This window comes from Paenibacillus sp. FSL H7-689, assembly GCF_000517905.1.
GTDB lineage: Bacteria > Bacillota > Bacilli > Paenibacillales > Paenibacillaceae > Paenibacillus > Paenibacillus amylolyticus.
The window spans coordinates 395,339-409,924 of the sequence record NZ_ASPU01000028.1 but is presented as its reverse complement, the minus strand read 5'-3'; the positions used below and the strand labels follow the sequence as shown (position 1 = coordinate 409,924).

Here is a 14,586-nt window from a genome sequence, read left to right as displayed (position 1 = left end):
TTAGGTATCTATCTAAATAGCATCATGATGAAGATCATGTGGCAAGAAAAAAGCAAATGAATTTAAGAATTCGCGTGGAATAACGTTTTTTTTGAAAATAAGTTTTTTTCTGGTAAAGGCCAATCAATCTGCGCCAACCATCGGGACGCGAATATGTGCTTAGGGGTTCCACCTAAGATCGTGAATGCAAATTTCATAAGTACAAAAAGACACTTGCCGCATTCAAGCTCAACATCATAAAGGAAGCAACCGATTATTTGCTATTTTGGATTAAGATTAATTTTACAAAATATGGATTATAAATAATCTTCGGTTTAATGAAATCAATTGTATGTAAGTGAGAATTTATACTTAACGGGGATATTCTGCTTTGTAGTGGTGGTAATTACCCATTAAGCAAGTTGATTCAAAGTATGGTGAAACAGGCGGGCCATCCTACCAACCTGAACTCTCTCGGCTGCAAACATTATTCTATGCCTGCCTAGTTCTGACAGATCTAAGCAGGGAGTCGAGCCAGATCAGATTCGGCAAGAATAGCCTTTCTGTTCAGATCATACTAGTTTATTATCAAGTATCCTTCAGCAAGTCAACCATGTTAGAATAGTGAATTTCACTCAGTTGCTCGATAAAGTTATCTACCCTGTAGTTCTCCGGTTCAACTATCCAGAGACAAATTACTCCTACCAATCCAGATATCATGTATTCGATGCCAATTTTTATCTTCTCATCGTGGCGATGATCGCCGATTCCCGAAAAAATGATCGTTTTAAAAGCCTCTTTCAAGTAAACGGAGAAGTTTGGATAAATATTTTGAGTGATCATTGTCTTAAAGAATATCATATTGGCTTCAATATCGTCGAAAATCGTTTTTAACATGGTCGCAAACATATCTTTATCCATCTCATGAATTGAACTCACTTCCAGGCTTAAGCAAGCATTTAAACTCTCCACGTTTTCCTGAAATAACTTCTCCATGAATTGAGGTTTATCTACATAGTGCAAATAAAATGTGTTGCGATTTATCATCGCTTCTTTGGCAATGTCCTGCACAGTAATTCGTTCATAGCCTTTGGTTTGTACTAATCTCAGAAACGCTTCTTTAATGGCTTTCCGCGTTTTGAGAATGCGCAGATCCACTTTATCTTTACCCAATTCGTGCTTCCCCTCCATAAATAATAGTCGAATTTATCAAAAGTGATGTTTAATTAACATATTGAACAATATCAACCATTGAGTCGTTTAAGTGTACGTTTTACAATCAAAACTGTCAATTGAACTCACTAACTCATTCATAAAAGGAGAATCATAAATGAAAACACTGGCGATTATTGGTGCAGGTAAGGGATTAGGATTGTCTATTGCGAAGAGCTTTGGCAAGCGCGGCTTCCAAGTGGCATTAATTGCAAGAAATGCTGCAAAGCTGCAAGATATGGTGGAGGAACTGAAAGCGGATGGTATCGAGGCATCTTATTTCGTAGCAGATATTTTTAACAAGGAACAGATTGAACAGGCTATGACCAACATGAAAGAAAAGTATGGTCAGATTGATGTGTTGGAATTCAGTCCAACAGCAGGCAATTATCCTCCCACTTCTGTATTGGAGTTAACGGCGGAGAACGCCAGGGACGCATTTGAGGCGAATGTGGTTAGTGCCATCCATGTCGTCAATACGGTTCTCCCTGATATGCTCGCCAGGAAAGAGGGAGCCTTGCTCTTTACCTCAGGATTATCCGCCATGTACCCTGTGTCCATGATGGGGAATATCGGTATTGCTCTTTCAGGGTTACGCAATTATGTTACTAATCTTCATACTTCATTGTCTGCTCAAGGGATTTTTGTGGGCCACCGCTCATTAGGTTTATTGATCAAGGAGTCAGGTACCGGCGCAATTAATGATCCGGATGTAATTGCAGAGATGTGGTACCAGGCCTATGTAGAGAAAACCGTATGGGAAGAAGAGTATCCTAAGGGTGTTACCCCCGAAACCATCCTGTTTTAAGCATTGGTGATGATGTCAGCAGGTCATAACATACAGTTGTAACCAAGTAGATGAGCTTTAGAACTAGGCATATATTTTGTGCTAAGAAACGCTTGAAAGAGATGAAGAAGCCGCTAATTTAGCGGCTTTTTTGTTTTTCGGTACAAGTTCTTGTCCCGAGCCAAAGACAAGAACTTGTACCGATTACCGAAATGGACAAGAACATAGTCCGATTGCCGATTAGGCTAATATCTAATTGTTATTTTGCCTGTTAATTCATTAAGCTGACGGGCAGTTGATTTAACTTGAAAGCTCGCTATTATATAATTAAAAAAATCATTTTTCCTGGAAAATAATAATGGAAGAACACAAAGGAAAAGTGTATTACGAACGTGAGACGGTGGAACTTCGAGAAAAAGCTTACGAACTCAAAAACTTGTGAAGACATATAATGGTTGCGATCCAGAGGAGAAGAAATAATATGTGCGACAAGACAACGCAAAAAAGATCACTTCATTGTAGAATATAAGAATTATGAGATGGGCGGGAATTGTACATTTTTTCGGGGGAAGTTCTTTATTATGTGTACTAGGAAAGAATAAGCAGGGCTTATACAATAACATTAGAGATTGTAAACGCTTGCTTTTAATTCTGAGGGTGCAATCAATGAATTACCGTAATCCCGTATATGAAGGATTTTATTATTCCAATACCAAAGGAGATGCCTTATGAATCAACAACAACTACCTAAGCCCCACCAACCGCTCGTAACCCACATCTTCACTGCTGACCCGTCCGCCCATGTCTATGAAGGCAAAATCTACATCTATCCTTCCCATGACCTCGATCATGACGAGCCGAGCAACGATAACGGCGACCAGTATAAAATGGAAGACTATCATGTCCTCTCGATGAACAACTTCGATTCCCCGGTGGTTGATCACGGCGAAGCGTTGCATCTGAGAGATATTCCGTGGGCCTCCAAGCAGCTCTGGGCACCAGATGCCGCTTATAAGAACAATACCTATTACCTGTTTTTCCCAGCACGGGATCATGACGACATCTTCCGTCTGGGTGTGGCAACATCAGAGTCTCCGGCAGGCCCATTCATGCCGCAACCGAATTATATGGAAGGCAGCTTCAGTATCGATCCGGCCGTATTGGTGGATGACGACAATCAGTCATACATCTATTTCGGCGGACTCTGGGGTGGCCAGTTGGAGAAATGGCAGACCGGCAGCTTCGTGCCAGATGCAGAAGGACCTGCTCCTGACCAGCCGGCGCTTGGACCGCAAGTTGCACTGCTTAGCGACGACATGCTATCCTTCCAAGGCAAGCCTGCCGAGATATCGATTGTCGATGAAGACGGGAATCCGATTCTGGCTGGGGATGAGGAACGGAGATATTTTGAAGGCCCATGGGTGCATAAATATAACGGCTATTACTACCTGTCCTACTCTACAGGAACCACGCATAAGCTCGTATATGCGATCGGCAAGAACCCGATGGGACCATTCACGTTCAAGGGCGAGATTCTCTCTCCGGTTATCGGCTGGACAACCCATCACTCCATTGTGCAAGTTGAAGACAAGTGGTATCTGTTCTATCACGACAGCTCCCTGTCGGAAGGCGTCAACCACAAGCGCTGCGTTAAATATTCGGAGCTGAACTACAACGAAGATGGAACGATCCAGAAGATCAATCCTTATCCGGGTGCCGAGTAAGTTAGCTGGTTAGAGGAAACAGATAAGATTACAATATAAGGCATAATACATGAGGCAGCTCCTGACGGGGCTGCTTTTTTGATAGGAGGAGGATCAGTTGTTTCACTCAAACTTGGAGAAAATCTCTGCTGAACAAAGAATACTTCAGCAGTATACTGATTGAATTAATAAGTTTATTCTAATTAAACATAAAGCCTTCCTTCCTTCGGAGAGAAGGTTTTTAGTCTAATTAGAATTTTGTTAATACACATATATCCTAATGGCTTTATCCAGTTGAGTGCGTGAAGCGCGTGTCGACGAGTTTTAGTAGGGAACTTCTTTTCCTGTCGAGGGACAAGAAAATAGTCCGATTAACGATTAGATGAGTATCAAAATAAAAAAGCTATATAGAGGAGAGTGGGCTTTAACTTGGGTCAGTAGCGCTACAGGGAAATACTTAACCCATAGAAAGGGATGAAATAGTTGTTTACTTAGATACGTATTGTGTCTTATAATTTTCAAAAAGATACAAATCGTATCCTAAAAAGTTTGTATCGCACAAGTAATGTAAGGGTGCTCGCATCTTGGTTCCAGTTGGTTCCAGTTTTTGCAGAAAGAGGGGACGGCCGATGGAAACGAAAAAAACGCCTTGGCAGGCACCGGAATTAGAGGTGCTGGATGTGCAGCAAACGATGGCTGGCTATGGATTCAGGCAAATTGATTGGATCGAAGAACATGATGCAGACCTATATGATCCATCGTCCTGATGATCATACTTCAAATTAGAAATCGTATTCTTGCTCAAAAGGTCGCCTGTGGGCGGCTTTTTCGATGCTCAGATGAGGGACAAGAACATTGTACCATTCCAGACCAAGACGACTATGATTGATATTGAGCAGCAGCTAAATAAGGCGTAGCATCAGCCTCCTGTTGATGTAACATTTGCTCGAATACGTTGCGAAATTCGTTACGCCGCTCGACAAACATTGTCCAATTGAGGCCTCCACGAAAAAATGATTTCTCCAAAAACGGCTTATACAGACAGTTCATAATATATAACGGAACCTGTTCTTTCAAATCCAGTGGTTGAAACACATGTGATGCATCAACGTAAACGGCTCTTCTTTTGTCAGCTTCAAATGGACGGGGGTGAAGGAGTCAAAAAATACTCGTTTATTATGTTAAAGAGGTTCTACACCATTTATAGCGTTGTGAGAGGGGAGTGATCATTTTGAATACTTCTAAACAAATGATGTCTCATAATTCCAATGATCGTTTTAGTAAACTTGGAATTTATAGCGTCCAAAGTGTCTTTATTATTCTGTTCTTGCTGTTAACCCCTGTCTACTATTTGAACAAATGGGACTTTAAACGTCAGAAAAAGCGGAATCCTTTCTACACCAGTAAATTGGTTCGATTGCAAGAGCGTTATCCGATTTTCTACGAATTGGCCATGTACGTTCAAAATTTTCCTATTCCTCGTAATGTTTACAAAGTTTTACCCCCTTTAAAAGGCGATGTTCTTCAGGTGGGCTGTGGTACAGGTTTATTGAACAAGTATCTTCGCAAGCAGAAGGATGTTCGTTTTCTCAACATGGATCCGAATATAAATGCTCTAAAACTTGGAAAGAAGTGGGGAAGGTTTAATTCTTATATCCATGCTTTCATTGATAAACCAACTTCTTTACCTGATCATAGTTGCGATATGATTTTGTTTGCAAGAAGCTTTCATCACATTCGCTATCACAAAAAAGCCTTCATAGAGAGCTGCAGACTGTTACGTGACGGTGGATCTATCATTATTGCGGACCCGGTTGTTCTCAAGTCTCTTTCAGGTTCTGTAACGGACGGTGGTTATATGGCGAACTCTTCAATTGATGGTGTAATTTGGAGATTTACCAAAGATACATTAATTACTCACATAGAGCGCTGTCTTCCTCCTGAATTAAAGATAGAATCAGTAACCGAAACGAGACAAGTGCATGTAACGAATTATAATTTATTTGTACCTCAGACAGATATCGTAGTGGTACTGCGAAAAAGGGAGGCTGTATACAATGACAACTAAATTTATTTATGGTGTTTGAAATCTGCAGCATTATTCAATGTTTATCCGTTGCTCAGCCAGAAACATGTCTTGCGGATAATATAGCTAAAGGTATCTCTCCACAGAGGTGCCTTTTTTTGTTTTTAGGAACCAGTCTTGTCCCAAGCTGAAGACAAGATCATTGTGTAGGCTGCAACGTTTGTCGTGTCAAGGGAAGATGAGTTGCACGGGAATAACGGCGTTCTTAGGAGAATAGATATCATCCATTTGTTCACGTAACAGCTTTACGGCTGTTCGTGCCATTTCCTGTTCATCCTGCTGCACATAAGCTACGCCTGAAAGATGTGGATTATCAAAAGATAGCAAGTCGATATTTGAGTGAACGTTCAGAAGACTGATCGCGGCGGATGTAAGGCGTGCTGTTTCTTCAGTCAAGGAAAAGGCTGCCGAAATTCCACTGTGGTTCTGCAAGAAGTTGCTTACATAGTCCAATGCTTGCTCGCTGCGTAGAATGTCGAGAGGGATGTGACACCACAAGCTCTTGTCAATCGAGATGCCTTGATCTGTGTACGCCTGCTCAAAGCCGAGCGTGCGATCCTCGACGGCTGTATTGGCATTTTCAGGTGAGATGAGCGCAATCTGCTGATGACTCTTGGATAACAAATGGGATACAGCTTTATACGCACCGCCGTAATTGTCGGATGTAATGGTGTACGTCTCAATGTTGCGCAGATAGCGGTCGATGAACACACACGGGAATTTATCGAGCGACAGACGCAGTAATGATTCGTTATACTTCTCATCTTCTGTTGGAAAAACGATCAACCCCTTCACACCGAGCTCCGTTAGTGTACGAATGACGTTTGATTCGATAGAGGAGGACTCGCGCGTGATGCTTAGTACCATGCTGAGGCAGGCTTCTTGTAGGAAGTGTTCCGTGTAGTCAACGAGCTTCTGAATGACACGGGTTCTCATCGTCGGAATGATGAAGCCGATGAGCGGCATGGAGCACGCGCTGCTTGGGGATGGCGAGAAATTGATGCTAGAAACAACAAGACTAGAAGAGACGAATGAGCCTTTGCCTTGTACGCGTATAATTAATCCTTCGTCAGCTAGTAGGGTTAGGGCGTTCCTGACGGTTATTTTACTTACTCTGAATTCGTCCATTAGTTCTTGTTCAGAAGGAATGCGGTCCGTTGGCCGAAGCTGCCCTGATTTAATTTTCTGTATAATATTTTCTCGAATTTGTTTGTAGAGCGCCAGCTTTTTCAAAGAGTAGCATCTCCCCATAAACTTTATGATTTTATAATCAATTGGTTATATAAAGCTTATTTCATATATATTATAATACGGCATGTAAAGCGCTTACAATATGGAATCTGAAAATTGTTGCGAAGGGGTCTTTTCTTTGAAAGGTTAGAATTATGTTAAGGATGGTGGTGCCAAGATGGATTGTAACCGCTTAAATTAACAGAACTAACTAGTCAGCCGACTTTTCAAATGCATAACAAAAAAGAGAGGATGACGAACAAATGAAAAAACGTAGTGCTTTAATCTCCATCGTTACTCTCCTGATTATGTCACTTGTTTTTACTGCATGTGGTAATCCTTCTGGTTCAAAAACGGAAACACAGCAATTAGGCGCTAATGCCGGTGAGAATGCAACAGAATTATCATTTTGGACATTCGCAGATTTGCACGGCAAGCATTTGGATAAAATGCTGGGGTTATGGAACCAACAGAACCCAGACAAACAGATTAAGTTGAATGTAACGGTTATGCCTTACGATGATATGCACAACAAGCTCTTATTGGCAGTTACAAGCGGAAAAGGTGCTCCTGATATCGCGGATATTGAGCTTGGTCAATTCCCTAAATTCTTGGAAGGTGACAACGTTCCCCTGGAATCTTTGAATGATGTATTTGCACCATACAAAGACGTTGTTGTTCCTTCACGTGTCGAGATTTACTCCAAAGCCGATCAGGTTTATGGCTTTGATTATCACGTAGGTGCTACGCTTGCTTTCTACAACACTGAAATTCTCGAACAAGCAGGTGTTGACTACAAGACAATCAAAACGTGGGAAGATTACAAACAAGCAGGTATTAAGGTTTACGAAAAGACTGGCAAGTACTTAGGTACTGCTGATACATCAGCTTCGTGGCAAGCATCGCTGCTACTAGCTCAGCAAAATGCCGATTTTACAGATGAAAATGGTAATCCAAAAGTGAACTCGCCTGAAATGATTAAAGCGTATGAAATGTTAGTCGATCTGCAGAAGAACAATGTTATTCATACGATCCCTGGCGGACAACCCGACACAGAAGAAGCAAAAGGTGAATATAACAAAGGCAACTACGCAAGTGCATTGATGCCTGAGTGGTACATGTCCCGCTTTGTAAACGAAATGAAAGACCTTAAAGGTAAGTATGCAATAGCTCCATTGCCTGTATTCGAAGAAGGTAATCCTCGTTCCGTTGGTTTAGGCGGTACTGGCACAGTTGTTACTAAGAATGGTAAAGACGTTCTGTTGGCAAAAGAATTTGTAGCCTTTGCTAAGCTTTCGAAAGAAGCTACTACAGAAATCTGGAATACACTTGGATTTGACCCAATCAACATGGAAGTATGGAAAGATGATGCAGTTACGAAAAACCCTGAAAATGAATACGTCCAATACTTTAAAACAAATGCATTTGATACTTTGAATGAAATCAAAGACGAAATTAGAGCGATTAAGTCCGTTAAAGCTTCACCAACCATCGGCAATATATTCAATACGGTTACTTTGAATGCTATCTTTGAAGATGGCCAAGACGTGAAGGAAGCGTTGGATGAAGCACAAGCAGCAATTGAACAAGAATTGAAATAAATATAATAAGTAAATGATTTGATTAAACCTGTCGGCAGGTACAGTGGTCGGCAGGTTTAACCATAGTCAAGGGAGATTGAGAATATGATAAAGAAATTTGTATACTCTCAAAAAGTTGCACCTTATGTTTTTGTATTGCCATTTATACTCATATTTTTGATATTCTGGTTTTTTCCGCTTGTAAATTCATTCGTAATGAGCTTTCAAGATAGGATGCTGGGACAGGATCCTAAATGGATTGGTGAAGCAAATTATTCGAAATTACTTACTGATAAAGTGTTTTTGACATCTATTAAAAATAGCGTTGTGTACATGTTAGGAACCTTAGTGCTGTTGATTCCTTTTCCCATGTTATTCGCCGTTATGATCAACAGTAAGTTAATGATGGGAAGAGAGTTTTTTAAATCTTCTTTCTTTCTCCCTGCATTGACATCTGTCGCAGTTGCGGGTACCATTTTCCGCCTTACATTTGGTGAGATGGAAGGTTCATTAATGAACAGTTTCCTAGGTATATTTGGTGTAGAGCCTATCAAATTTTTGAAAGACGGAAATTGGAGTATGGCAGCACTGTTAATCCTCGCATGTTGGAGATGGACAGGCGTTAATATGCTTTACTATCTATCGGGTTTGAAAAGCATTGACAATGAATATTATGAGGCTGCTTCAATTGACGGTGCATCTGCTTGGCAGAAGTTTAGAACGATCACAATGCCATTATTGAAGCCGACCACGGTATATGTTACCACAATTAGTGTTTATGCAGGTTTAGCAATGTTTACTGAGAGCCTGATGATGTTCAACGGTAACAAATCACCCCAAAATATTGGCTTAACCATTGTTGGATACCTGTATAGACAAGGGATTGAGCAGAATAAGCTGGGTTACGCAGCAGCAGTTGGTATCGTTCTGTTAGTCATTGCTATGGTTATCAATTTAACGCAGTTGAAATTTAGTGGAATGTTCAAAAAGGAGGAGGATTAAAGTGGGCAGAAGTCAGACGAGGAGTGATTTCATCTCTAGAATAGTAATTATTTGTTTATTCATTATACTATTCGTTATAATTATGATCCCATTCTACGCAGTGGCCCTATCTTCCTTTAAACCAGGTGAATCATTAGTTAGATATGGTCTTAACCTAAGTTTGGATTTTGAAATCATGAGTTTTGATAATTTCATCTTTCTGTTTACTGGAGAACATGATTATTTTGTGTGGTTTTGGAACAGTATGATTTTAACAATCGTTCAAGTGGTTTTAACACTTTTTGTAAGCGCATTTGTTGCATATGGTTTTGCAGCATATCATTTTAAAGGTAAGAACTTCCTCTTTATATGTGTTTTACTCATTATGATGGTGCCTTTCGAAATACTGCTGGTTCCTTTGTACAGCCTAATTAATGATTTGGGAATGGTGAATAGCTATACGGCAATCATTCTGCCCGGTATAGCCAATGCCGCGACAATATTTTTCTTCAGGCAATATCTACGAAGCATACCCAAAGAGATTATTCAATCTGGGCGGGTTGATGGCGCAAACGAGTATGCGATTTATTTCAGACTAATTATGCCGATTATGAAGCCATCGTTTGCAGCAATGGCCATATTGAATGGTATGAATAGCTGGAATAATCTATTGTGGCCATTCATGGTGCTCGGAGATCAGAGTAAATATACACTTCCAATCGGTTTGAAAACGTTGTTAACTCCTTATGGCAATAACTATGACTTATTGATCGTGGGCTCCTTCTTCTCCATCATTCCAATTTTCATACTATTCATTGCTTTTCAGAAATATTTCATAGACGGTATGACTGCAGGCGCTGTTAAAGGGTAATCTATATTATGATGAAACAGGTGATAAGATGGAAATCCAACAACGAGCGTCACACGACATTCAACCATTAATTGAACAGAGAGCTGATCCTTTTATTTACAGACATTCGGATGGTTATTATTACTTCGTAGCATCCGTTCCGGAGTATGATCGGATTGAAATCCGTAGAGCCCAGAACCTTGAGAAGCTTGTTACATCAACTCCTGTAGTGATCTGGAGAAAGCGCGAGAATGGTATCCTTAGTACCAATATTTGGGCACCCGAACTGCATTTTATTGATGACAAATGGTACGTGTATTTCGCTGCCGCATACACGACGGAAACGAATGAAGGCTTGTTCGACCATCGGATGTACGTGCTAGAGAATGAAAATGACAATCCGCTCGAAGGCAGTTGGATGGAAAGAGGGCAGGTTCGTACCGAATGGGAAAGCTTTGCCCTCGATGCCACTACCTTTGAGCATAATGGCAGCCGTTATTACGTATGGGCACAAAAGGATCCGAACATCGGAGGTAACTCTAATCTGTATATATCTAAAATGAGCAATCCGTGGACGCTGACTGGGTCGCAAACGATGATTTCGATGCCGGAATATGACTGGGAGATCATTGGTTATAAAGTGAACGAAGGCGCGGCATTTCTTCGCAAGGGTAATCGGGTATTCCTCTCTTACTCGGCTAGCGCCACCGATTTCAATTATTGCATGGGCCTACTTGAAGCCGATGCGGATGCTGATTTGCTCGATGCCACCTCATGGCGCAAGTCGCAAACAGCGGTTCTCTCGACAGATGAGATCATCTCAATGTATGGTCCCGGTCATAATTCCTTCACGGTGTCAGAGGACGACGAAGAGACGCTATTTGTGTTTCACGCAAGAACGTACAAGAACATTATAGGAGATCCGCTGTACGATCCGAATCGCCATACATTTGTGACAGCGCTTTTGTGGACGGCTGACGGCAGACCCGATTTCCGCGGTTCTGTTGCAGCACTTGCACATTCTTTACAATGAACGAGTGTCCCAACAAGGTTGGTTGATGGATTTGAGTTCGTTTATCCAACTTGCCACAGAGAGACAGTAAGAACATCGAAGGCACCCTACTGGGTGCCTTCGATTTCGCTCTACAGGTAATACGACGAACCGTATCATAAGGGCAGGATAGTTTAACAAATAAGTCGAAGAGTTGAGTGGGACTAACCTTGCTTAAAGAGGAAAGAGATAACGTTAAATTATAAAAATGTTGTTCACACTTAAATTAACCATGAATTAACCAAAAGTGAGGAAAAAATACTTGTGATACTTTCGGGTTTTATCGAACAAATGGCTTTAAGTAATGATGTTGATGTTCGAAATGTTGTAAGTGTATCAGTTATGGCTCGGTTAGGCGACGATACAACAGTTCTGACTAACGAGTTGAAATATCTAGGGGAACAAACAAATGTATTGTCTAAAGAAATTGAGGCGAGTTGTCGAGGGACAAGAACATATTCCCATTGAAGTCGCTATTTTAGCGGCTTTTTTATTTTATCGGTACAAGTTCTTGTCCCAAGCTAAGGATAAGAACTTGTACCGATTGCCGAGTAGGTGTATATCTAAATAATCAGCATATGCACTTATTTGGGAACAACTATAAGAATAATGTTACATTAATTAAATCCAAACCCCCGAGTTAACTGTCTATATAACAGGAGGTGAACGACAATGATCGATGCACAGCAACAAATCAACGCCGCACAAAACGGAGATCACGATGCCTTCGTATCTCTTATAAAGGATCGAACGGATAAGCTGCACCGAGTGGCTCGCCATTATGTACGGGAGTCCAAAGATGCGGAGGATATCGTTCAGGATGCCTTGGTTAAGGCTTATGAGTCACTGCAAACGCTGCAGCAAGCCGAAGCGTTTGAGAGCTGGCTTACCAGAATTGTGGTGAACCGGGCGCTCAATCATTTGAAGAAATCCAAGCGTGTTCACCTGAGCGAAGACCCGCAGGCGCAAGAGCCATTGGTCGTTAATGATATCGATCAAACCCTGGATCTGGAGCGTGCATTGGCCAGTCTGAATCCGAAGCTGCGTCAGCTCCTGTTCTTAAAATATAAGAAGGACCTGACCCAGCAGCAAATCGCCCATCTCCTGGATATGCCATTAGGTACTGTAAAAACACAATTACGGAAGGGGCTGGAACATTTGCGCAAGGAAATGGCTCAAGATTTTCTCGAACGAGACCTGGATACATTACGTCTGCAGTTAAGACAACAGGCAGAGCACCAGTTTGCCGTTTCACCGGATTATGATCTGATCGTCAATGACTATCAAGAGAACACCGGGAGGGGAACAGGGAAGGGAGAAGCGGGATTCTTATGGGTTAAAACGGGGAGTGATGACGCCGTTTCTGCCACGCTCTCCAGGGACGGCAACTTGCTAGACTATGCCATTTCCTGGGCCTCATTGGACAACGAGACACGGATATCTGAGGAGGAGCTCAAACAGCAGGCAGAGCAATTCCTGGAAGATCATTATCCCGGCGCACTGCGTGATTTTCCGTATTGTGAGATGGAGTGGATGGAAGGGATGTTTGTGTACACACGACAGCAGAAGGCGATGGGGCTGCCGCTTCCTGAGACGGGATGCCTGATTATGGTTCATCCCAGCGGTCGCGTGGTCGGATTTAGGTACTATGGAACCGTTCCAGGGCCAGCACTCCCAACCATGATCACACCAGAAGAGGAACAGATGGCGTGTATGAAGGCGAATTTTTTGCTACATGTGGAATATTGCGTATTGGACAAAGCCGTGTACACGGATGGTGACGATCAGGTCCATCTTGTTTACGCCCCCCGAAGTAGAGGGCTAATCTATACTGCATCATCACAGGAGGAAGTTCCGACAGCCTATAGGGCAGAAGCTGTCCCCTCTGACCCAAGAACTCTGGACGAGTGGCCAGGTGAGTTCCCGCCCGCACGAAGCCTAGAAAAGTGGATTGGCGTAGACAACGACCAATTTCAGTTAGTACAAGACGACAATATTGGCTCGAACACCAAGTTGATGGTGTGGAAGCAACAGAATGAAGAGCGTCCAGCCAAGAATGACTGGTCTTGGAAGGCCTATTGGGCTGATCAGATGGAGGGAGCGGTCAAGGCGCGAGTAGACAGCCAAACCGGACAACTGATTGACTTTGTTTCGCATGGTAAGCCAGATCAACTAGCTCCATTAACCTGGGATCGAGACGCATGTATAAAAGTAGCTATGGACTATGTCCGAGGACTAGCAGCCGAAATGTTGCCGTATCTCAAGCTTCTAACTGAAGAGACCGACGACGAAGATCGTTTGGAAATCATTCGCTTTGGTGTATATGTTCAAGACGTATCTGTCAGGGATGAATGCTATCAACTAGCTGTTGACCGCTCTAATGGGAGGGTCAAAAGTTTGATGTCCCCCTCCATAAGGCCAGAACAGTTAAAGAAGCTGGAGACCGTGCCTTCATTTGATTACCAGACAGCCATCCTCCGATGGACGGCACAGGCCAAGCTGCGTCTGCAATGGGAACGGATGCACAATACTAGGGCGGAAGAGGCCCCGTACGAACTAGTGTATCGAATGATTGGTAGCGAGCACGAGCGGACGCCCGAAGTGCTTGATGCGCATACGGGGAAGTTATACGAAAATACTTTTTACTGACAAACAAAAACATCTAGCCCGAAACTAAGGGCTGGAAGGCATTCAAAAGCCTGCGGACGTAGAACAGCATTGGAAGGAGGTTGGTGTCCATTCCAGAATGCCCATCGATGGTTCCTTATGGAAAGACGATCCCATCCTTTCTTCCTATCCACCGTCCCGTGTATACAAGGTCATCGAGCGAGATCATGCAGGAAGAGCGATGGAGTTTTTTGAGAAAGCCAGAGAAGCGGTCTTTGCGTTCAACCGTAATATTGCTGTCGAGGGACAAGAACATGGTCTCATTTCTTACACACACTAACAACAAGTGGGCATGCCAATTATATAACTGTTCCAAACACCTTTAGCTATTGTGGACTAAGCTAACGGGAAACGTTAGCTCAATAAAACAAAAAAAAGCAGCCGATCATTGTGATTGGTTGCTTTATTCAACTAACAGATAGGATACTTTCAAGATTAGACGCGGTGAACCACACTAAAA

At 42.3% G+C, this 14,586-nt stretch carries 12 protein-coding genes; 10 read left to right on the top strand and 2 right to left on the bottom strand.

Annotated features, from left to right (window positions below):
- Window positions 1–567: 567 nt before the first annotated feature.
- A complete protein-coding gene (locus tag C170_RS21435; RefSeq protein ID WP_051447337.1) occupies window positions 568–1,152 on the bottom strand; it encodes a TetR/AcrR family transcriptional regulator in 585 nt (194 codons plus the stop codon).
- Between the two features lie 157 nt (window positions 1,153–1,309).
- Between C170_RS21435 and C170_RS21430 the strand changes: the two genes are divergently transcribed.
- From C170_RS21430 to C170_RS21415, 4 genes are all read left to right on the top strand, one after another.
- Window positions 1,310–1,999 (top strand): SDR family NAD(P)-dependent oxidoreductase, encoded by a 690-nt coding sequence (locus C170_RS21430; RefSeq protein WP_036613893.1) that lies wholly within the window; start codon window positions 1,310–1,312, stop codon window positions 1,997–1,999.
- A gap of 707 nt (window positions 2,000–2,706) precedes the next feature.
- The gene (locus tag C170_RS21425; protein WP_036613892.1) at window positions 2,707–3,702 is read left to right on the top strand and encodes a glycoside hydrolase family 43 protein; all 996 of its coding nucleotides are present in this window, start codon (window positions 2,707–2,709) and stop codon (window positions 3,700–3,702) included.
- A gap of 608 nt (window positions 3,703–4,310) precedes the next feature.
- Window positions 4,311–4,448: a paeninodin family lasso peptide gene (locus tag C170_RS30870; protein ID WP_106427116.1), complete on the top strand. Its 138-nt coding sequence runs from the start codon at window positions 4,311–4,313 to the stop codon at window positions 4,446–4,448.
- A gap of 464 nt (window positions 4,449–4,912) precedes the next feature.
- Window positions 4,913–5,749, top strand: a complete 837-nt coding sequence (locus C170_RS21415) for a class I SAM-dependent methyltransferase (protein WP_036613890.1) — start codon at window positions 4,913–4,915, stop codon at window positions 5,747–5,749.
- Between the two features lie 186 nt (window positions 5,750–5,935).
- On the opposite strand, the gene C170_RS21410 is transcribed toward C170_RS21415, so the two are convergent.
- On the bottom strand, window positions 5,936–7,000 hold the full coding sequence (locus tag C170_RS21410) for a GntR family transcriptional regulator (RefSeq protein WP_017688249.1): 1,065 nt from the start codon (window positions 6,998–7,000) through the stop codon (window positions 5,936–5,938).
- Between the two features lie 260 nt (window positions 7,001–7,260).
- Between C170_RS21410 and C170_RS21405 the strand changes: the two genes are divergently transcribed.
- The 6 genes from C170_RS21405 to C170_RS21380 all read left to right on the top strand — a co-directional run bounded on the left by C170_RS21405 (window position 7,261) and on the right by C170_RS21380 (window position 14,406).
- Window positions 7,261–8,598: an ABC transporter substrate-binding protein gene (locus C170_RS21405; RefSeq protein ID WP_036613888.1), complete on the top strand. Its 1,338-nt coding sequence runs from the start codon at window positions 7,261–7,263 to the stop codon at window positions 8,596–8,598.
- Window positions 8,599–8,682: 84 nt separating this feature from the next.
- Window positions 8,683–9,579, top strand: coding sequence for a carbohydrate ABC transporter permease (locus C170_RS21400; protein WP_036613887.1), 897 nt, complete (start codon window positions 8,683–8,685; stop codon window positions 9,577–9,579).
- Window positions 9,580–9,610: 31 nt separating this feature from the next.
- Window positions 9,611–10,429: a carbohydrate ABC transporter permease gene (locus C170_RS21395; RefSeq protein WP_415841495.1), complete on the top strand. Its 819-nt coding sequence runs from the start codon at window positions 9,611–9,613 to the stop codon at window positions 10,427–10,429.
- A 28-nt stretch (window positions 10,430–10,457) separates the two neighbouring features.
- Window positions 10,458–11,441, top strand: a complete 984-nt coding sequence (locus tag C170_RS21390; RefSeq protein WP_155985112.1) for a glycoside hydrolase family 43 protein — start codon at window positions 10,458–10,460, stop codon at window positions 11,439–11,441.
- Between the two features lie 690 nt (window positions 11,442–12,131).
- Window positions 12,132–14,108 carry a sigma-70 family RNA polymerase sigma factor gene (locus C170_RS21385; protein ID WP_036613885.1) on the top strand — a complete coding sequence of 659 codons (1,977 nt, stop codon included), beginning with the start codon at window positions 12,132–12,134 and terminating at the stop codon, window positions 14,106–14,108.
- A 97-nt stretch (window positions 14,109–14,205) separates the two neighbouring features.
- A complete protein-coding gene (locus C170_RS21380; RefSeq protein WP_036613883.1) occupies window positions 14,206–14,406 on the top strand; it encodes a hypothetical protein in 201 nt (66 codons plus the stop codon).
- Window positions 14,407–14,586 lie beyond the last annotated feature (180 nt).

What these genes read in the sequence shown, in the direction of transcription:
- C170_RS21430 (WP_036613893.1), top strand. Translation starts at nt 1,310, where the DNA reads ATGAAAACACTGGCGATTATTGGTGCAGGTAAGGGATTAGGATTGTCT.
- C170_RS21425 (WP_036613892.1), top strand. Translation starts at nt 2,707, where the DNA reads ATGAATCAACAACAACTACCTAAGCCCCACCAACCGCTCGTAACCCAC.
- C170_RS30870 (WP_106427116.1), top strand. Translation starts at nt 4,311, where the DNA reads ATGGAAACGAAAAAAACGCCTTGGCAGGCACCGGAATTAGAGGTGCTG.
- C170_RS21405 (WP_036613888.1), top strand. Translation starts at nt 7,261, where the DNA reads ATGAAAAAACGTAGTGCTTTAATCTCCATCGTTACTCTCCTGATTATG.
- C170_RS21400 (WP_036613887.1), top strand. Translation starts at nt 8,683, where the DNA reads ATGATAAAGAAATTTGTATACTCTCAAAAAGTTGCACCTTATGTTTTT.
- C170_RS21390 (WP_155985112.1), top strand. Translation starts at nt 10,458, where the DNA reads ATGGAAATCCAACAACGAGCGTCACACGACATTCAACCATTAATTGAA.
- C170_RS21385 (WP_036613885.1), top strand. Translation starts at nt 12,132, where the DNA reads ATGATCGATGCACAGCAACAAATCAACGCCGCACAAAACGGAGATCAC.
- C170_RS21380 (WP_036613883.1), top strand. Translation starts at nt 14,206, where the DNA reads ATGCCCATCGATGGTTCCTTATGGAAAGACGATCCCATCCTTTCTTCC.